We start from the raw sequence: 19,115 nt of genomic DNA, 5'->3' as shown, positions 1-19,115 counted from the left end.
GGCTGTCGTTTGGCGAGCGTGTTCTGAAACGACCGATTAACTCTTGGTTGACAGTCGAAAAAGCCCCGCGCCGAGCGCCCGCAGCCGCATCATTGCCGGGATGCTGTGCGTGTGGCTACCGCAGGCTGGACCAGGTACGTGGCAGTTGGCGACTCCATTACCGAGGGTCTGTGTGACGCGGTCGCCGGTGACCGGGAGCGCTGGATGGGATGGGCGGACCGACTCGCCGCCATCCTCGACAGCGCCACAGGCGGAATCGAATTCGCCAACCTCGCGGTACGCGGCCGACGGGTGACTGATGTGTTGGAGAGGCAGATCCCCGCGGCGATTGCACTCGACGCCGACCTCGTCTCCGTGATGATCGGCGGGAACGACCTCATGACTGCTGTTGCGGACCCCGATGCTCTGGCGGCCAGGATCGAGGGTGGGGTGGTGGAACTGCGCAAACGCGGGATCGATGTGCTGCTCGCGACCTGCTTCGATCCGCAGTTCGCCTTCTTCCTCAAGCCGCTGCGCGGGCGGGCCGCTGTATTCAACGCGAACCTGTGGAGCATCGCCCGCAATCACTCCGCCTACACACTCGATCTCTGGGGCATGCACGAGCTCCGCAATCGATCGATGTGGGCGGAGGATCGGGTTCACCTGACGACCGCGGGTCACCGCATACTGGCGGGCCGCGCAGCGCGAGCCCTGGGCCTCGACGACGACGAAGAATTCCCGTGGAACCCGCCAACCGCATCGCATCATCTTCCGCTGACGGTGTGGGCGAGACGTTACGCGCTGCCCTGGCTCGGCCGGCGCATGAGAGGGGTGTCGCTGGGCGACGGGATGCCCGCGAAACAGCCGTCGCCAGAGCCTGTCGCCGCACGACGATAGAATTTGGGAATGCCTTCTAGCGCCGACCACCTCGTCTGGATCGACTGCGAAATGACGGGACTCGACGTCGACGTCGACGAACTCGTCGAGGTCGCCGTCGTGATCACCGACTTCGACCTGAACCTCATCGACCCCGGTTTCGACATCGTGATCAAGCCCGACCAGGCCGCACTCGAGAACATGAACGATTTCGTCACCGAGATGCACACCAAGTCGGGACTGCTCGAACTGATCCCCGACGGCGTCAGCCTCGCCGACGCCGAGTTCGCCGTTCACGAGTACATCCTCAAGTTCGTGCCGGCAGAGCAGCACGCACCGCTCGCGGGCAACACGATCGGAACCGATCGCACCTTCCTCGCCAAGTACATGCCGCGCGTCGACAAGCACCTGCACTACCGCAACGTCGACGTCTCCTCGATCAAGGAACTCTCCCGCCGCTGGTTCCCGCGGGTCTACTTCAACGCTCCTGCCAAGGATGGCGGGCACCGCGCGCTGGCTGACATCCTCGAGTCCATCCGCGAGCTCGACTACTACCGCAAGGCGGCCTTCGTAGCCGACCCAGGACCGACCACCGACGAGGTACAGGCGATCTCGGCATCCGTCGTCGACAAGTTTCTGCCACACCTGTCGTAGGGCACTTGCGCGATTGTGTAATAAGATTGCGGAGTTGTGTCGGTCGCGAAATATCGTGGACGGCACGCATGGTGGTCGTAGCTCAGTTGGTAGAGCGCTGGCTTGTGGAGCCGGATGTCGCGGGTTCGAGCCCCGTCGGTCACCCCAACGAAGTGAAAGGCCCCGCATCGCGCGGGGCCTTTCCATTTGTGTGAGGCTGGAACAGTGCCCGAAGTTCTCGAACGCCCGGAGATCGTCGAATCGACAGTGCGCGAATCACCATGGATCACGATCGTCTGGAACGACCCGGTCAATCTCATGAATTACGTGTCGTGGGTGTTCCGCAGCTACTTCGGTTTCTCCAAGGCCGAGGCGGAGAAACGGATGCTGCAGGTACACACCGAGGGACGTGCGGTCGTCGCAACCGGTAGCCGCGAGGAGATGGAACGGCACGTCGAAGCAATGCACGATTTCGGTCTCTGGGCCACCCTGAGTAGGGCCGACGCATGAAGGCGTTCCGGCGCAAAGGGACGTCGTTCCGCGCCGAATTCGAACCCGTCGAGGCGAGCATGCTGGCCTCATTGGCCGGCCAGGTCGCCGAACTCGTGGAGGCGCGCTCCGGCAACGAACAGGATCCCGCGGTGCTCCGACTGCTGCCGGATGCCTATCCGGGCGATGTCGAAGCGTCGGACGAGTTCCGACGGTTCACCGCCGACGGCCTCGCCGAGCGCAAGGTGGCGAATGCGGGTGTGCTGGCGGCGTCCGTCGCCGAAGCCGCTGCCGCGACATCCGCAACCAGGGTGCTCATCGATGCGCAGCAGGCGCAGGCCTGGGTGAGAGCGCTCACCGACATCCGGCTGACTGTCGCTGCGCGACTCGGCATCGAGAAGGACGAGGATGTCGGCGCTGACGATCCCCTATTACGCGATCTCTACGACTGGCTGGGCTTCGTGCAGGGTTCACTCGTGGAGGTGATGGGCTGATGGACGGCATCGATAGTGCCGAGTTCGAGAAACTCGTCGTCGACGAACTCGACCTGCTGCCGGATGACATGGTCGAGGGCCTGGAGAATCTGGTCTTCGTGACCGAGGATCGCCCGGAGGACGGCTCGCTCGACCTGCTCGGCCTCTACGACGGCGTCGACCTCACAAGGCGTGGCAACTACGGCTTCGGGGAGCTGCCCGACCGTATCGTGCTGTACCGGGAACCGCTGCTGGCGATCTCCGCCGACCTCGAGGAACTCAAAGCCCAGATCCACGTGACGCTGGTGCACGAGATCGCCCACTTCTACGGAATCGACGACGACGAACTGCACGACCTCGGCTGGGGCTAGCCAACAACCGAATCGCCCCGGTGTGTCCGGAGACAGGTGTGTTTGAGTGCCAGTGGTGTACCGACCCTGAGGAAGCCGAACCGCCGTCGTAACATTTTGTCCATGCCGCACGCCTAACCCCACTCGGACTATCGCGCGGCATGGGCCGACGAGAACCCGTGTGATCCGTGGACCTACTGGTCGGGTACGGCTAGCGGACCGACTTCTTTATCAGAGCGGTTATGGCCTTCGCGTCGGCGTCCGTGACCTCGATGAGGCCATAAGAGCACGCGAACATTGTGCCGTCGTCGATCGCTGCCGCATCGTCGAACTCGATCTTCGCGTAGCGGGTTTTGAACTTCGAAGCTGGCTTGAAGAAAAGTACGACTTTGCCATCTTGTGCCCAGGCGGGGAAGCCGTAGTAGGTCTTCGGGTTCAGTTGCGGTGCCGCAGCCTGAACCAACTCGACCACCTTTTCCGCGAGCTGCCGATCGAGGCCCTCCAGTTTCTTGACTGCCTCGACCAGGGCATTCTCCCCCTCTTCCCGCAGCGTCGAGGCCTTGAGCTCTTGTGCGCGCTGCTTCATCGCGGCGCGCTCTTCTGGTGAAAAGCCCGAATTCGTGGTCTTTGTCTCTGCCATGGGCCCATGTTAGGCGGATGCGGCTGGCTTGCACAAAAACCGACTTCCCCGGTTGCTGCTAGGGAGACTGTGACATCTGTGCGGCGTCGGCTCGAGTCTTTACGGTGTGGTGGCGCCGATCTGCTGCAGCGCCCACGAGTTACCGTCGGGGTCGCTGAAGTAGGCGAATTGCACGCCTCCCATGTCCTGAATGGGACTAACACCCGCGCCTCGACCCAGAAGTTCCTCTCGCGCTGAGGCGATGTCACCTACCACCAGATGTAGTCCGTTCACGGTGCCGTCGGAAGGGTCGCCTCCCATGCCTGTGCCGATGACGATCGAGCACGCTGAACCGGGAGGGGTGAGTTGCACGATGCGCATGCCATTGCCGGGCTGCACGTCGTGGTCGAGCTCGAAGCCGATGACTTCGGTGTAGAACGCCTTGCTCCGTTCGATGTCGGAGACGGGCAGGGGTACGAGTTCGAGCATCATCTTCACAACGGTTCGCTTTTCCCTTTTCGCATGGTCTCATCATCCAACGATCACGCCACCCGCTCGAGTGGGGCATGGATCTTGCAACTCAGGTCGTCGAACGACGCGCGGGCGGCAGCAAGGTCGAGACTGTCTTTCCGGATGCCCGTGCCGGTGACGTGTTCAACGCCAATGCGTTGGATCCGTCGACGCGTGTGCCGGCCGCGCGAGGAGGCCACGATCAAGGCCGAGTTCTCGCCGAGCAACTCACCGAATTCTGGCCTGCCGGCCGCGGTCAACCTACCGACAGTGGCAGTGTCTCGTCAGCCGACCACTCCTCGAGCGAGCCGTCGTAGACGCGCACCGCCGTGACACCGAGCTCGGCGAGGGTGATGGCGTTGCCGGAGGCCGAGATGCCACCACCGCAGTAGAGCAGCACCTCCTCATCGCCGGACACGCCCTGCGTCAGATAGGCCTCACGCAGCTCGTTCTCTCCCCTGACCGTGCCGTCGGCGGCGAACAGGTCACGACTCGAAACGTTGACGCTACCGGGGATCCGGCCGCGTCGCGAATACCGCGAGGGGTCAGTGCCGGTGAAGCTACCTGCCGGCAGTCCGCAGACGAGCGGGCGGGCATCCGTCTCCGAGCGGGCCACCAGCTCGTGCTTCGTGACCCACGCCTCGCGCACGGCGAAAGCCTGCCACGGAGCCACGGGAGCCGACGCTGCGACTGTACCGGAGGCGACAGGATGCCCCGCGGCCACCCAGGCGCCAAAGCCGCCGTCGAGCACCCGCACCTCGACGCCGATCCAGCTGAGCAGGTACCAGAGGCGCGCCGCGAAGAGCCCTCCGGTGCTGTCGTAGACGACGACACGGTCTCGCTGCCCCACGCCGATGGCGGCGAGTTCGTCCGCGATCGCCTGTGGTTCCGGATGCGTGTAGCGCAGGGCTGCGGCGCGATCGGAGAACTGCCTCGAGACGTCGACGAACTGGGAGCCGGGGATATGCCCATCGAGCCAGCGAGGCAGCCCGGAGTCCCGACGATAATCTCCGTCGAACTTCGGCGGATGAAGCACGAGGCTGGCATCGAGAACGACGGGAGGAGCTGCGGAATCGAGAGCGGCGGCCAGTTCGGTGACGGTGACGAAGGGGGAAGCCATGCTTCGACGCTAGCCGAATTCACGGAGCGCGGCCGCTAGCCGAATTCAGGGAGCACGTCGCCGTCGATTATCAGGTCCGCGAGGAGCTGGGGATGCTCTCGCTCGGCGAATGCGGCCTCCTGCCGCGCCCAGCGATCCCAGTACGGCGCATACGCATCGCCGTCGCGTTCGAGGGCGCGGATCTTGCGCGACTCGGCATCGAGCTCGACCCAGATCCCGAAGGTCGCGAGTTGGCGGTTGGCCCGGCTGAGGCTTCCGCAGCCCTCAATGACGAGTGGTCGGTTCGCATCCAGTAAGTGCCACTCGGCCGGGGCATCCGCTGTCCAGTCCCAACGCTGCCAGCGCGGGTCGCTCGAGAGCACGAATTCCTTCACGTGAGCGCTTGCTGCCTCGAGACCGTCCCAGCCGGGATAGATGTCGTCGAGCCGAACGAGCTGGGCGTCGAGCGCGTGCGCGAGGCCAGGGGCAAGGGTGGTTTTACCCGAGCCGGAGCCGCCGTCGACCAGCACGACCGGTCGGGGCGACAATCGGATTCTAGCGAGAACGTCACCGTTCACGAGAGAACGAATTTCCACGTGCCCGACAGCAGCGCTGAGACAACCGCGATCACGGGAATGAGAATGGCGAGCGCGAGGAACCACCATTCGCGGTAGCCAAACGACGAGGGCCGGGCCCAGGTGCGAGGCCGATCGGATCCGAAGCCCTTCGCCTCCATCGCCGTGGCCAGCTTGCTGCCACGGCGTACCGACAGGACCAGCAGCGAGAAACCCTGCCTGGCGATTCTCGCGATCACGTTGCTGTCCCCCACACCACGCGCACGCCTGGCGAGGGCGAGATAACGCCAGTCTTCGATGAACAGCCCGACGAGACGCAGGCCGGCGAGGCCGCCGAGCACGAATCGCGCGGGAAGTCGAAGTACCTGCCCGAGACCGTCGGCGAGGTCGGTGGGATCCGTGGTGGCGAACAGCACGATGCCAGGAAGACCGATGGCGAGGATACGAAGACCGATCGCCAACCCCAGCGAGAGCGAGCCGTCGGTAATCGACACCAGGCCGGTGTCCCACAGCGTCGCGCCGGAGTCCTTGCCGTAGAGCACCGTCGTGAGGCAGGCGAGCGGGGCCGCCACCCAGAGGGTTGCCGTGCGCAGCCAGAACTGCCTCGCCGCCAAACCTGCAAACGGCAGAAGCAGCGCCTCGAGGACGAGTGCGACGAGCGCCGACACCCAGTCGATGGAGAGCAGCAGCGCCACGGCGATCACAAGTGCGGCGATCAGTTTCGCCACCGGGTTGATGCGCGCGATCGTGCTCGCGCGAATGTCGGGCACGACGAGCGTCATGCGAGAGCACCGATCGGAGTCTCGAGCCTGAGCGTGCGCTCGGCAAGGGCCTCGACAAAATCAGTGTCGTGGGTGACAGCGAGCATGGCGGTGCCGGAGCGCAGCAGCTCGGCGAGGAGGGCGACGAGTTCTTCCCAGGTGCGTGAATCCTGCCCGAAAGTCGGTTCGTCGAGCACGAGCAGCCGTGGGCGCGTGGCGAGCACCGTAGCCACGGACAGCCGACGCTTCTCACCTCCCGAAAGAGTAAAGGGATTCGCGGTGGCGAGCGCATCCAGATGCAAGCGGTCGAGCAGCTCATCGACGCGCTGCGTCACCTGAGTCTCCGAAAGCTTCAGGGCCCTCGGCCCGACAGCGAGTTCCGCACGTACGTCAGCAACGAGAAACTGGTGCTCCGGATCCTGGAAGACCATTCCGACCCTGGTGAGCAGCTGTCTCGAACGCCAGCGGTGCGGCGCAGTCCCGAGGCCGTCGGCGAGCGCCGGTCGGGCTGAAAGCTCACCTCCCGCCGGTGGGAGCAGTCCGGCGAGAGTGAGGGCAAGGGTGGATTTGCCCGCGCCATTCTCCCCGGTGATAGCTATCGAGTCCCCCACAGCCACGTCCAGATCGATCTGCAAATTGACGACGCTGGGCGTGCGGCGCCCGAATTCCACGCGACCGACGGACAGATCGGATGCCGCGAGCAGAGGCATCCGATCCCCCGGGTCGATCGGCTCACGTCGCGGCAGCGCCGGAGGGAAGCCGGGGACCCACACACCCGCGGCGGCAAGCTCGCGCCCGTTACGCTGCAGAACCTCCGCGGGCGAGCCGTCGGCCAGCAGACCGCCATCCGGGTCGAGCACGATGACCCTGTCGACCACGTCGAGCCACACGGACACCCGATGCTCGATGACGACGAGCGTGGCACCCGACGCCTGGAGCGTTCTCGCCACGGCATCCCGCACCTCGGTGACACCCTCCGGGTCGAGGTTGGCCGTCGGCTCGTCGAGCAGTAACAGGCGTGGCCGCATGGCCACGACACCCGCGAGTGCCAGCCGCTGCTTCTGGCCGCCGGAGAGGTTCGAGGTCGGGTGGTTGAGCGGCAGGTCGAGGCCGACCTCGGCGAGCGCTGCCGGCACCCGCCGCCAGATCTCGTCACGCGCGACACCGAGGTTTTCACAGGCGAAAGCGACATCGTCGCCGACCCTGGCGAGAACCACCTGGGAATCGGGATCCTGCAGTACCAGGCCGACCTCGCCGCGCGCGGACTCCGGACGATGCCCGTCGATCAGCAGCTCGCCGGTGCCGTCTCCTTCGTCGTCGCCGCCGAGCACCCCTGCGAGCGCGTGGATGAGGGTCGACTTCCCCGCCCCGGAGCGACCGAGCAGCAGCACACGCTCGCCGGGCGAGATGTCGAAGTCCACGTCTCGCACGGCGGGCTGTCTGCGAGAGGCATGACGCCATCCCCAGCCGCGTGCTGTCACCCGAGCGCCGAGCGCCGACCCGTTCACGCTCGTGGCAGAGCCTCACGACCGGAGGCGAAGCGGCTGAGCGCGCCGGACCGGGCGAGGCCGCGGGCTGCAAGCCAGGAGAGCAACCCTGCAATGACCACGCCGGAGATGACGGCGCAGATGAAGTAGACGGCTTTGAATCCGAAGTCGAGGGCCGCGTAGTCGGTGAAACTCGTGTCGAGCAGGCCGACGGCCACACCGGCTCCGGCTCCGGAGAGCAGGACGACCCCGAGCCGCCAGCTCGAGTAGAGGAAGAGCGCGAGCACGATCTCTGCACCCAGCCCTTCGACGATTCCCCAGATGAGGGTAGAGAAACCCCACTGCGTGCCAACGAGCATTGAGACGACCGCGGCGATGACCTCGGTGTACAGGGCAGCGCCCGGCTTGCGGATGACGATGCCGCCGAGCACACCGGCGAACAACCATCCACCGGCGAGCAGGCCGGAGAGCCCGGGGGCGAAGGCGAGCGCGGCGCTGATCGGCGTCCAGGCGAGGCCCCAGGCCCAGAAGATGACGCCGCTGGCCACGCCAATCACGCTGGCGACGACGATATCGACCACCCGCCAGCGGAAGACGCGGCGGGGTGTGGTTACTGCCTGTGCGGAAACTGTTGAATGCACTGTCGTGCCCTTTCGGTGAAAGAGGGCACGGGTTGGGATAGCGGCGGAAGCCACGACCCGGAGAGTAAATCTGCCTCCCTGCGCTGGCATGATCCAGATCAGGTTCGACGGTCGAAGCTTGGAGAAGCTTCCTCTCAGCCCGGCTCACCGGACTCCCGTGTTCAGATCCAACTATAGGCTTGTTTGATGGACTTCCGCATCTTCGTCGAACCCCAGCAGGGCGCCACCTACCACGACCAGCTCGCCATGGCACGGGCGTCGGAGAAGCTCGGCTTCGATGCGTTCTTCCGCAGTGACCACTACCTGGCGATGGGTGACGGCGATGGCCTGCCCGGTCCGACGGATGCCTGGACCACCCTTGCCGGCCTCGCCAGAGAGACCGAGAGGATCAAGCTCGGAACCCTCGTCTCCTCAGTCACCTACCGGTACCCTGGCATCCTCGCTATCCAGGTGGCGCAGGTGGACCAGATGTCTAACGGACGTGCGGAGCTCGGGCTCGGCACCGGTTGGTTCGAGGCGGAGCATCGCGCCTACGGCATCCCATTCCCGGAGAAGCGCTTCGACCTGCTTGAGGAGCAACTGGTGATCGTGACCGGGCTGTGGAACACGCCGACGGGCGAACGCTTCTCCTTCTCCGGCGAGCACTACTCGCTGCAGAATTCGCCCGCGCTGCCCAAGCCCGTGTCCACAACCGTGCCGATCATCGTGGGCGGTGGTGGCCCAAAGCGCACGCCGGCGCTAGCCGCCCGTTATGCCAGCGAGTTCAACTACGGGTTCAAGGCTTTCGACAGCGTCTCGAGCGGGTTCGACCGCGTGCGTGCGGCCTGCGTCGACATCGGTCGCGATCCAGACGAGCTCGTCTACTCTGTCGCCTACACGACGGTCGCCGGGGCCACGGATGCCGAAGTCATCCGCCGCGCGGAGGCGATCGGTCGCGACGCAACTGACCTTCGCGAGCACGGCATCGCCGGAACCACAGCAGAACTCGTCGACAGGCTCAGCATGCTGAGGGAAGCAGGCGCGTCGCGCGTGTACCTGCAGATCATGGACTTCCACGACCTCGACCACCTCGACTTCATCGCCCGCGAGGTTCTGCCGCAACTCGACTGAGCACCGCGCGGCAGCGCGAGCGCGCGACTCGCATCAGCCATTTGTCACCAACTGTGGGCTGAACGCCGTCACACCACGCTTGGCGACAAATGGCAGAAGACGTTCAGCGGCCGAGCTCGTTGATCCGCGCGAGCAACTCGCCGAGCTTCTTGAGGTCGGGCACCTGCCAGTCACGCAGGCTTTCGTAGAGCGTCGCCTGGTCAGCCAGGCGCACTTCGGCGATGCGCTCGATCGCGGCAGGTGTGGCAGCGAAGTATGTCGCCCTGCGATCCTCAGGATCCGGCTGCCGCTCGAGAAAGCCGAGTTCCTCCAGAAAGTTGGCCTGCCTGCTGACGATGCTCTTGTCGAGGCCGAGCAACTCCGCGAGTTCACTCGCGTGCGTCGGCCCTGATCGAACGAGACTGCTGAGCATGTTGTAGGCGAGCGGCTGCATCTCGGGATGCACCCTGACGGCGCGTTCCTTCATGCTCGACTTTACCCTGGTGAACATCACCGCGAACTGCTGCTCGACACCAGCGATCGCCTCGTCTGCAACGTGACGATCGCTGGTGCTCATGGCGGTGATCATAGTCGGGATGACCGACCGGTTTCCTTCGAGTCACGCAGTTCATCCGCGGCCGAAGCGGCCGGTGCGCCTGCCACCATGGCCTCCGAGACCTCGGCGAGGGTGCTCTCCGCCTCGAGGACCGCCGCCGACTCGCCCGGTTCCGGCTCCACCATCCGCTCGAGAGCGGTCTGGGTGCCGAGCCTGTTGTTCGGGATGAGCGCTATCGCGATGATCGTGAGGATGGCGAGCGGGGCAGCGATGAGGAAGACGTGCGCGACCGCGTCGCCGTAAACCGATTCGATGATCGTGCGAACACCGGTCGGAAGTGCGGAGACCTTGGGGATGGTGCCGCTCTGCAGCGCTTCGGCCACCTTCGCGCCACCCGCACCCAGCTTGACAATCGCAGCCTGGAGGTCGCCGGAACGATCGCCAAGCAGTTCGACGACCTTCGAGCCGAGCGCCGATCCCATGACGGAGACGCCGATGGTTCCACCAATGCTGCGGAAAAAGGTGACCGAGGAACTGGCTACACCGAGCTGCTGCGGCGCGACCACGTTCTGCACGACGAGTACCAGGTTCTGCATGACCATTCCGACGCCGGCGCCGAGAACGAGCATGTATACCGAGAGCAGCACGTAGTTGGTGTCGTAGCTGATGGTCGACATCAGGAACAGGCCCGCGGTCAGCAGGATCGACCCGGTGACCATGTAGGTCTTCCACTTGCCAGACCGGCTGATCAGCTGTCCGACGATCACCGAGGAACCCATCAGGCCGATGATCATCGGCAGGGTGAGCAGACCGGACTGCGTCGGGCTGGCCCCACGAGCGAGCTGCATGTACTGGCTGAGGAAGACCGAGGTGCCGAACATCGCGACACCGACAGCGATCGACGCGATGACCGCGAAGGTGAAGGTGCGGTTCGTGAACAGCTGGAGCGGGATGATCGGCTCCTTGGCCTTCATCTCCGTGATCACCGTGGCGATCAGGAGCGCGGCAGCCCCACCGACCATCCAGAAGCTCGTCGCGGAATCCCAGGCGAACTGGCCCTTCTGGCCGGCGAGCGAAACCCAGACGAGCAGCAGAGAGACGCCTGCGGCGAGGAAGATCGCACCGAGGTAGTCGATGGAGACCTTGCGGTGCGGCTTCTTTGGCAGGTGCAGCGTGCGCTGCAGCAGCAGGATCGCGACGATCGCGAACGGAACGCCGACGTAGAAGTTCCAGCGCCATCCGAGTGAGTCGGTGAGCAAGCCACCGATGAGCGGTCCGCCGACGGTGCCGACGGCCATGATGCCGCCGAAGAGGCCCATGTAACGGCCACGCTCACGAGGGCTGATGATGTCGGCCATGATGACCTGGCTGAGCGCGGTGAGCCCACCGGCGCCGATGCCCTGCACGACACGGAACGCGATGAGCGTGTTGGTGTCCTGCGAGAACCCGGCGAGGGCAGAACCGACCACGAAGATCCCGAGGGCCAGCTGGATGAGCAGCTTGCGGTTGAAGAGGTCAGCCAGCTTGCCCCACATCGGCGTCGTGACCGCGGTGGCGAGCAGGGTCGCCGTGACCACCCAGGTGTAGGCGGTCTGGTCGCCCTTGAGGTCGGAGATGATCCGCGGAAGCGAGGTCGAGACGACGGTGCTTGCGAGAATCGCCACGAACATACCGAGGAGCAGGCCGGAGAGGGCCTCGAGCACCTGGCGAGGCGTCATTTTTATAACGGGTGACGCTGTCTGAGCAGCGTCGATGGTCTGTGACATGAAGGAGACTCCTGGTGACATAACGATGGAGGGCTATGAGCCACGTAGATCGTTGATTTACGTCAACTATATTCGGATGCTGGACCGGAGTCAACTAATTTCTTGCAGTCTGTGCAGAAATATTCAGAAGCTTCGACCTATGCCAGCGGATGCCGCCACAGCCGGGCGGCGACGCCTCGCTGGGGATACCCCGTCTGCAGGACCGCCAGGAGGAGGCTGACTTGGCACCAACTGTGGTCTGGATGCCACCAGACCACAGTTGCCGCCAAGTCGCGGGGTCAACGACGGATGCCCGCCGCGCACGCCGATGTCATTTACCGGGGTTCCTGCGCGGTTGTGGCAGGCTCAGTCGTCGACCGGGTCGAGAATCACCACGGGAATCTGTCGATCCGTCTTGAGCTGGTAGTCGGCGTAGTCGGAATAGACGCCGACGACTCTGTCCCAGAGCGGCGGCTTCTCGTCAGCGGTCGCCGTGCGCGCGATGGCACGGAACCTGCGGGCGCCCACCTGGAGGTATACCTCGGGATTCGCCTGAAGGTTGAGATACCAGACCGGATGCTTCGGAGCGCCGCCAAGCGAGGCGACAAGCAGCACGCGGCCAGCATCCTCCGCGTAGATGAGGCAGGTACGACGCCAGACGCCGGACTTGCGCCCTTTGGTGGTGAGCAGGAGCAGTGGTGCGCCACCGCGGAAGGTCGGTTTCTCGCCATCCGTGGCGACATATTCGGCGATCTGCCGAGCAACCCACGGCGTTTCGTTGTCAATGGGGTTGAGGGGGTCGGTTCCTGCTTCTACACTCACCAGTCGAGGCTACTCCGCGCGCGGACACACACGGCCTCGCCGCACACCCCGAAGTCGTCGACCGACCACTGTTCGGGTTACGGTGAGACACCAATCACGCAGGGAGAAAAATGGAAACCTGGCCAGGGTCCGCGTACCCGCTCGGGGCGACCTTCGATGGAAGCGGCACGAACTTCGCACTGTTCAGCGAGATCGCAGAGAAGATCGAACTCTGCCTGTTCGACGACGATGGAACCGAGACCAGGGTCGAACTGGTGGAGGTCGACGCCTACGTCTGGCACGCCTACCTGCCATCAGTGCAGCCCGGTCAGCGTTACGGCTATCGCGTCTACGGAGAGTACGACCCGAAGAGCGGCAAGCGCTCTAATCCCCACAAGCTGCTGCTCGATCCCTACGCCAAGGCGACCTGCGGTGACATCGACTGGGATCCCGCGCTGTTCTCGTACAACTTCGGCGATCCGCTCTCGCGCAACGACGCCGACTCGGCGAAGCACATGATGATGGGCATCGTCATCAACCCCTTCTTCGACTGGGCCGGAGACCGGCATCCGCGCATCTCCTACAACGACACGGTGATCTACGAGGCGCATGTCAAGGGCCTCACCGAGCTGCACCCGGATGTTTCAGAAGAGCAGCGCGGAACCTTCGCCGGCGTGGCACACCCCGCCATCATCGAGCACCTCAAGAAGCTCGGCATCACCGCGATCGAGCTCATGCCGGTGCACCAGTTCGTGCAGGACAACACCCTGCTCGAGAAGGGCCTCCGCAATTACTGGGGCTACAACACCATCGGCTTCTTCGCGCCGCAGAACAGCTACTCCTCGGCCGGTGACCGCGGCCAGCAGGTGCAGGAGTTCAAAGGTATGGTGCGCTCGATGCACGATGCGGGCATCGAAGTCATCCTCGACGTGGTCTACAACCACACGGCGGAGGGCAACCATCTCGGCCCGACGATCTCCTTCAAGGGGATCGACAACCAGGCCTACTATCGCCTGGTCGAAGACGACAAACAGTTCTACATGGACTACACCGGCACGGGAAACTCATTCAACGTGCGCCACCCGCATTCGCTGCAACTCATCATGGACAGCCTGCGTTACTGGGTCACCGAGATGCATATCGACGGCTTCCGCTTCGACCTGGCTTCGACGCTCGCCCGCGAGTTCTACGACGTCGACAAGCTCTCCACCTTCTTCGAACTCGTGCAGCAGGACCCGATCGTCTCCCAGGTGAAACTCATCGCCGAGCCGTGGGACGTCGGCCCCGGCGGCTACCAGGTGGGCAACTTTCCGCCGCAATGGACGGAGTGGAACGGGAAGTACCGCGACACCGTCCGCGACTTCTGGCGCGGAGAGCCCTCGACCCTCGGCGAATTCGCCTCACGGATCACCGGATCGGCTGACCTGTACGAAGACGATGGACGTCGCCCCGTGGCATCCATCAATTTCGTGACCGCGCACGACGGCTTCACCATCGCCGACCTCGTCTCCTACAACGAGAAGCACAACGACGCGAACGGTGAGAACGGCAACGACGGCGAGTCGAGCAACCGCTCGTGGAACAGCGGTGCAGAGGGCCCGACGAAGGACCCGGCGATCCTCACGCTGCGAGCGCGCCAGCAGCGCAACTTCCTCGCGACGCTGCTGCTGTCGCAGGGTGTGCCGATGATCCTGCACGGCGACGAACTCGGCCGCACCCAACAGGGCAACAACAACACCTACGCGCAGGACTCCGAGATCTCCTGGGTGCACTGGGACAGCGCAGACGTGCCGCTGAGCGACTTCGTCGCGGCCATCACCCGCCTGCGCAAGGAGCACCCAACGTTTCGCCGCAAGCGTTTCTTCGACGGTCGACCGGTCAGGCGCGGCGAGGGTGAGCCGCTCCCCGATATCGTCTGGCTGACGCCGACCGGCGTGGAGATGGAACCGGAGAACTGGGATTCGAGCTTCGGCCGCTCGATCGGCGTCTTCCTCAACGGCAACGGCATCCAGGGTCGCGACAGTCGAGGGCAGAGCATCACCGATGTCAACTTCGCGATTTTCTTCAACGCCCACGACGACAGCGTCGACTTCACGCTGCCGAGTGCCGAGTATTCCAGCGCCTGGGAGATCGTCGTCGACACTGCGGGAGCCGAGGCGGATTCCGCACCGCGCAAGGCCGGCGAGGTGGTGCCTGTCGAGGCGAAGTCTCTCGTCGTGCTTCGCGCCTGGAACGCTCCAGAGGCGGACGTCGACCATTCCGTCGCCGCGTCGCTGAGCTCACTGGCCGGACAGGCAGCGACGCCGTCGGTGCGACCAGAGGTGGGCTGATGCGCGTCCCCCGCTCCACCTACCGATTGCAGGTCACCCCGGAGTTCGACCTGTTCTCGGCGGCGAACATCGCCGACTATCTGCATGGCCTTGGCGCCGACTGGCTCTACCTGTCGCCGATCCTGAAGGCCGAGGAGGGCTCCGACCACGGCTACGACGTGACCGACCACTCGCTCATCGACCCGGCCCGTGGCGGATCGGCTGGACTGGATGCCGCCTCCGCCGAAGCCCGCAGGCTCGGCCTCGGCGTGCTCATCGACATCGTGCCGAACCATGTCGGCGTCGCGACCCCGAAGCAGAACCCGTGGTGGTGGGACCTGCTCCTGAACGGCCGCGACTCGCGGTACGCGAAGGCTTTCGACGTGGACTGGGAGTTCGGGGGTGGGAAGGTGCGGATTCCCGTGCTCGGCTCCGACTCGCTCGACGACCTGGTCATCGTCGGCGACGAGCTGCACTATTTCGATAACCGCTATCCGATCGCCCCGGGTACGGCCGACGATGGAGCGTCACCACAGGAGGTGCACGCCCGCCAGAACTACGAGTTGATGAACTGGCGACGAGCGGATGCTGAGCTCAACTACCGCAGGTTCTTCGCGGTGAACAGCCTGGCCGGCATCCGAGTCGAGACCCCATGGGTCTTCGACGAGTCGCACGCCGAGATCGTGCGCTGGATCACCACTGGGCTCGCCGACGGACTGCGCGTCGACCATCCGGACGGCCTCGCCGACCCGGCAGGCTACCTCGACGCCCTCGCCGCGGCGACCGGCGAGACCTACGTGCTCGTGGAGAAGATCCTCGAGGGCGACGAGCAGTTGCCGACCTCCTGGGCATCGGCCGGAACCACCGGCTACGACGCCCTCGCCGACGTCGACAGGGTGTTCGTCGACCCAGCGGGCAAGGAGGCCCTCGACCGGCTCGACTCCTCGCTGAGGAACAGCGATGTGGCGGTCTCCTGGACCCATCTCATCCACGACACGAAGCGCGCGATCGCGGACGGTATCCTGCGCGCGGAGGTGCTTCGCCTGGAGAGGGACCTCGGCAGTTCCGTCGAACAGGTCGTCGCCGACGAGGGTGCGGAGATCTCGCGGACCGCTGATGCCCTCGCTGAGCTACTCGCCTGCTTCCCCGTCTACCGCTCCTACCTGCCACTCGGGCTCGAACACCTGCACGAGGCTGCCAGCCTCGCGAAGGTGCACCGGCCAGAGCTCGGTGAGACGATCGACGGACTGATTCCGACGCTCAGCGATCCCACTCATCCCGCGGCCATCCGCTTCCAGCAGACCTCGGGCATGGTGATGGCCAAGGGCGTCGAGGACACCGCTTTCTATCGCTATACCCGCCTCGGGTCGCTCACCGAAGTGGGTGCCGATCCGTCAGAGTTCTCCATCGGGGTCAGGGAGTTCCACCGCCGCCAGCAGCTGCGGCAGGCCAGTTTCCCTGCCTCACTCACCACGCTCTCCACCCACGACACCAAGCGCGGAGAAGACGTGCGCGCCCGCATCAGCGTGCTGTCAGAGATGCCGGAGGAGTGGGAGACCGCCTTCGGCCGTTTACGTGAGGCCGCACCACTCGGCGACGGACCGCTCGAGGCCCTGCTCTGGGAGGCTGTCGTCGGCTCGTGGCCTGCCAGCCGTGAGCGCCTGCACGCCTACGCGGAGAAGGCCGCGCGTGAAGCGGGCAATTCCACCGGCTGGGCAGCACCGCGCGAAGAATTCGAGCAGCGGATGCACGCCCTCATCGATTCCGCCTTCGATGACGACGCCGTGATGGCGGTTCTCGGCGAGGTGCTCGACGACATTCGCGACGCCGGCTGGAGCAACTCGCTCTCGGCGAAACTCATCCAGCTCACCGCCCCCGGCGTGCCCGACGTCTATCAGGGCAGCGAGCTCTGGGAGACCTCACTCGTCGACCCGGACAACCGGCGCGCTGTCGACTTCGACATCCGTCGGCTGTACCTGGCCGCCGTGGATGCCGGCGCCCACCCGCCGATCGATGAGACGGGTGCGGCGAAGCTGCTCGTGACCACGCGCGCGCTGCGGCTGCGGCGGGATCATCCGGAGTTCTTCAGTCGCTACGCCCCGATCACGGCCTTCGGGTCGGGCGCGAAGCACGTGGTCGCCTTCGACCGCGGCCAGGCGATGACCGTCGCCACACGACTGCCTCTCGGCCTTGAGCGGGCAGGCGGCTGGGGCGACACCTCGATCGCGCTCGCCGGCCGGCCGGTCACCGACCTGATCAGCGATCGCCGGTTCGAGGGTGGAGAGTTGCAGATCGGTGACCTGCTGAAGAAGTATCCCGTCGCGCTGCTCGTTCCGACCGAAGGGCTCGACTCGTGAGTTTCGAACTGTGGGCGCCGAACGCCACGACCGTCACGCTGCAGCTGGACGGCTCGCGGCATCTGATGACCTCTGTCGACGACGGCTGGTGGATCGCCCTGGACAGCGTGACCGGAAGCGACTACGGCTACCTGCTGAACGACGACCAAACTCCGCTGCCCGACCCGCGCTCACGGCGGCAGCCAGAATCCGTCCACGGTCTCTCACGCACGTTCGACGCCGCAGAGTTCCGCTGGACCGATGAAGCATGGACCGGCCGCCAGCTCGCCGGCGGCATGATCTACGAGTTGCATCTCGGCACCTTCACCCCGCAGGGCACACTCGACAGCGCAATCGAGAAGCTCGATCACCTGGTGTCGATCGGCGTGGACTTCGTGGAGCTGCTGCCCGTCAACGGCTTCAACGGCGCTCACAACTGGGGTTACGACGGTGTGCTCTGGTACGCGGTTGACGAGACCTACGGCGGACCTGACGCCTACCAGCGCTTCGTCGACGCCTGCCATCAGCGCGGCCTCGGCGTGATCCAGGATGTCGTCTACAATCACCTCGGCCCGAGCGGCAACTATCTTCCGCGCTTCGGCCCCTACCTCCACGAGGCCAGCGCCAACACCTGGGGATCTTCGGTCGACCTCGGCACCCCACAGGTGCGCTCCTTCGTGATCGACAACGCGCTGATGTGGTTGCGCGACTACCACGTGGACGGCCTGCGACTGGATGCCGTGCACGCCCTCGTCGACGATTCGCCGAAGCACATCCTGCAGGAACTCTCGGAAGAGACGGATGCCCTCTCGGCCTTCCTCGGGCGACCGCTGACCCTGATCGCCGAGTCCGACCTCAACGATCCGAAGCTCATCAGGCCCCGCGAGGGTGGCGGTTATGGTCTGACCGGCCAGTGGAGCGACGACTTTCACCACGCTGTACACGTGGCGGTCACCGGGGAGACCACGGGCTATTACGCAGACTTCGCGCATCTCGAATCCCTCGCCAAGGTCGTCACCCGCGGTTTCTACCACGACGGCACCCACTCGTCGTTCCGCGAGCGGGAGCACGGACATCCGATCGACACCGAGAATATGCCGGGCTGGCGGCTGGTGGTCGCCAACCAGAATCACGACCAGATCGGCAACCGCGCGACCGGCGACCGGCTCGCGGCGACCCTCGATTACGGCCAGCTCGCCATCGCGGCAGTGCTGACACTGGCGAGCCCGTTCACACCGATGCTGTTCATGGGTGAGGAGTGGGGCGCGTCCACGCCCTGGCAGTTCTTCACCGCGCATCCGGAGCCGGAGCTTGGCACAGCCACCGCCGAGGGCCGCATCAGGGAGTTCGAGCGAATGGGCTGGGATCCGGATGCCGTGCCAGACCCCCAGGACCCGGGCACCTTCGAGAACTCCAAGCTCGACTGGTCGGAACCCGCCGACGCTGATCACTCCAGGCTGCTCGACCTCTACCGCCAGCTCGCGGAGTTGCGTCGCACGCGCTCCGACCTCACCGATCCGCGGCTCACGCGGGTCAGCGCCGATTTCGACGACGAGGAGAAGTGGTTCGCACTGCACCGCGCGGACACCAGCATCGTCGTGAACTTCGCCGCGCACCCGGTCGCCCTGCCCTACGGCGGTACGGTGCTGCTCGCCTCCCACGAGACCATCGGCGCGTCGTCATCCGGTGTGGTGCTGCCCAGTCGCTCCGTGGCGATCCTCGCCCGCCGACCTCCCGACCGATAACCCGGGAATAAGATTCTGGAGTCGACGGATGCCACTGCGACG

20 protein-coding genes, 1 tRNA gene and 1 riboswitch are annotated in these 19,115 nt (G+C 65.2%); of the genes, 10 read left to right on the top strand and 11 right to left on the bottom strand.

Going from position 1 to position 19,115, the window contains the following annotated elements; all coding sequences use genetic code 11:
• Positions 1-111: 111 nt before the first annotated feature.
• From ABIB56_RS07040 to ABIB56_RS07015, 6 genes are all read left to right on the top strand, one after another.
• Positions 112-876 (top strand): SGNH/GDSL hydrolase family protein, encoded by a 765-nt coding sequence (locus ABIB56_RS07040; RefSeq protein ID WP_354568385.1) that lies wholly within the window; start codon positions 112-114, stop codon positions 874-876.
• Between the two features lie 9 nt (positions 877-885).
• Complete coding sequence (gene orn, locus ABIB56_RS07035; protein WP_354568384.1) at positions 886-1,509, top strand: oligoribonuclease; 624 nt, start codon at positions 886-888, stop codon at positions 1,507-1,509.
• 71 nt (positions 1,510-1,580) lie between these two features.
• Positions 1,581-1,656 (top strand) — tRNA-His (locus ABIB56_RS07030).
• A 39-nt stretch (positions 1,657-1,695) separates the two neighbouring features.
• On the top strand, positions 1,696-1,998 hold the full coding sequence (gene clpS / locus ABIB56_RS07025) for an ATP-dependent Clp protease adapter ClpS (RefSeq protein WP_502917577.1): 303 nt from the start codon (positions 1,696-1,698) through the stop codon (positions 1,996-1,998).
• Positions 1,995-2,471 carry a DUF2017 domain-containing protein gene (locus tag ABIB56_RS07020; protein ID WP_354568382.1) on the top strand — a complete coding sequence of 159 codons (477 nt, stop codon included), beginning with the start codon at positions 1,995-1,997 and terminating at the stop codon, positions 2,469-2,471. Before clpS ends, ABIB56_RS07020 begins: the two co-directional genes overlap by 4 nt.
• Positions 2,471-2,821 carry a metallopeptidase family protein gene (locus ABIB56_RS07015; RefSeq protein WP_354568381.1) on the top strand — a complete coding sequence of 117 codons (351 nt, stop codon included), beginning with the start codon at positions 2,471-2,473 and terminating at the stop codon, positions 2,819-2,821. Before ABIB56_RS07020 ends, ABIB56_RS07015 begins: the two co-directional genes overlap by 1 nt.
• 190 nt (positions 2,822-3,011) lie before the next feature.
• Here the strand turns inward: ABIB56_RS07015 and ABIB56_RS07010 are convergent, their stop codons facing one another.
• The 8 genes from ABIB56_RS07010 to ABIB56_RS06975 all read right to left on the bottom strand — a co-directional run bounded on the left by ABIB56_RS07010 (position 3,012) and on the right by ABIB56_RS06975 (position 8,492).
• Positions 3,012-3,440: a hypothetical protein gene (locus ABIB56_RS07010; RefSeq protein ID WP_354568379.1), complete on the bottom strand. Its 429-nt coding sequence runs from the start codon at positions 3,438-3,440 to the stop codon at positions 3,012-3,014.
• 99 nt (positions 3,441-3,539) lie between these two features.
• Entirely contained in the window at positions 3,540-3,917 is a 378-nt protein-coding gene (locus ABIB56_RS07005) for a VOC family protein (RefSeq protein ID WP_354568378.1), read from the bottom strand.
• A 44-nt stretch (positions 3,918-3,961) separates the two neighbouring features.
• Positions 3,962-4,189, bottom strand: a complete 228-nt coding sequence (locus ABIB56_RS07000) for a hypothetical protein (RefSeq protein ID WP_354568377.1) — start codon at positions 4,187-4,189, stop codon at positions 3,962-3,964.
• A complete protein-coding gene (locus tag ABIB56_RS06995) occupies positions 4,186-5,049 on the bottom strand; it encodes a sulfurtransferase (protein ID WP_354568376.1) in 864 nt (287 codons plus the stop codon). The genes ABIB56_RS07000 and ABIB56_RS06995 overlap by 4 nt, the downstream gene beginning before the upstream one ends.
• 35 nt (positions 5,050-5,084) lie before the next feature.
• Positions 5,085-5,693: a nucleoside/nucleotide kinase family protein gene (locus ABIB56_RS06990; protein ID WP_354568375.1), complete on the bottom strand. Its 609-nt coding sequence runs from the start codon at positions 5,691-5,693 to the stop codon at positions 5,085-5,087.
• Positions 5,603-6,385: an energy-coupling factor transporter transmembrane component T family protein gene (locus tag ABIB56_RS06985; protein WP_354568374.1), complete on the bottom strand. Its 783-nt coding sequence runs from the start codon at positions 6,383-6,385 to the stop codon at positions 5,603-5,605. The genes ABIB56_RS06990 and ABIB56_RS06985 overlap by 91 nt, the downstream gene beginning before the upstream one ends.
• Entirely contained in the window at positions 6,382-7,794 is a 1,413-nt protein-coding gene (locus ABIB56_RS06980; protein ID WP_354568373.1) for an ABC transporter ATP-binding protein, read from the bottom strand. Before ABIB56_RS06980 ends, ABIB56_RS06985 begins: the two co-directional genes overlap by 4 nt.
• Positions 7,795-7,868: 74 nt before the next feature.
• Entirely contained in the window at positions 7,869-8,492 is a 624-nt protein-coding gene (locus ABIB56_RS06975; protein WP_354568372.1) for an ECF transporter S component, read from the bottom strand.
• Between the two features lie 58 nt (positions 8,493-8,550).
• Positions 8,551-8,662, bottom strand: a riboswitch (TPP riboswitch).
• Positions 8,663-8,678: 16 nt separating this feature from the next.
• Here ABIB56_RS06975 and ABIB56_RS06970 point away from each other — a divergent pair.
• Complete coding sequence (locus ABIB56_RS06970; RefSeq protein WP_354568371.1) at positions 8,679-9,602, top strand: LLM class F420-dependent oxidoreductase; 924 nt, start codon at positions 8,679-8,681, stop codon at positions 9,600-9,602.
• A gap of 103 nt (positions 9,603-9,705) precedes the next feature.
• Here the strand turns inward: ABIB56_RS06970 and ABIB56_RS06965 are convergent, their stop codons facing one another.
• The 3 genes from ABIB56_RS06965 to ABIB56_RS06955 all read right to left on the bottom strand — a co-directional run bounded on the left by ABIB56_RS06965 (position 9,706) and on the right by ABIB56_RS06955 (position 12,704).
• Entirely contained in the window at positions 9,706-10,158 is a 453-nt protein-coding gene (locus tag ABIB56_RS06965; protein WP_354568369.1) for a MarR family winged helix-turn-helix transcriptional regulator, read from the bottom strand.
• Between the two features lie 8 nt (positions 10,159-10,166).
• Positions 10,167-11,903, bottom strand: coding sequence for an MDR family MFS transporter (locus ABIB56_RS06960; protein WP_354568368.1), 1,737 nt, complete (start codon positions 11,901-11,903; stop codon positions 10,167-10,169).
• Positions 11,904-12,248: 345 nt separating this feature from the next.
• Positions 12,249-12,704, bottom strand: a complete 456-nt coding sequence (locus ABIB56_RS06955; protein WP_354568367.1) for a nitroreductase family deazaflavin-dependent oxidoreductase — start codon at positions 12,702-12,704, stop codon at positions 12,249-12,251.
• A gap of 110 nt (positions 12,705-12,814) precedes the next feature.
• Here ABIB56_RS06955 and glgX point away from each other — a divergent pair, with 110 nt between their 5' ends.
• The 3 genes from glgX to treZ are packed head-to-tail and all read left to right on the top strand — an operon-like array spanning position 12,815 to position 19,073.
• Complete coding sequence (gene glgX, locus ABIB56_RS06950) at positions 12,815-15,013, top strand: glycogen debranching protein GlgX (protein ID WP_354568366.1); 2,199 nt, start codon at positions 12,815-12,817, stop codon at positions 15,011-15,013.
• Positions 15,013-17,349: a malto-oligosyltrehalose synthase gene (gene treY / locus ABIB56_RS06945; protein WP_354568365.1), complete on the top strand. Its 2,337-nt coding sequence runs from the start codon at positions 15,013-15,015 to the stop codon at positions 17,347-17,349. Before glgX ends, treY begins: the two co-directional genes overlap by 1 nt.
• Positions 17,346-19,073 carry a malto-oligosyltrehalose trehalohydrolase gene (gene treZ / locus ABIB56_RS06940; protein WP_354568363.1) on the top strand — a complete coding sequence of 576 codons (1,728 nt, stop codon included), beginning with the start codon at positions 17,346-17,348 and terminating at the stop codon, positions 19,071-19,073. The genes treY and treZ overlap by 4 nt, the downstream gene beginning before the upstream one ends.
• Positions 19,074-19,115 lie beyond the last annotated feature (42 nt).

The organism is Glaciihabitans sp. UYNi722 (genome assembly GCF_040549465.1).
GTDB lineage: Bacteria > Actinomycetota > Actinomycetes > Actinomycetales > Microbacteriaceae > Lacisediminihabitans.
Note: the sequence above shows the minus strand (reverse complement) of the source record. Positions and strands in the feature narration are given on the sequence as shown.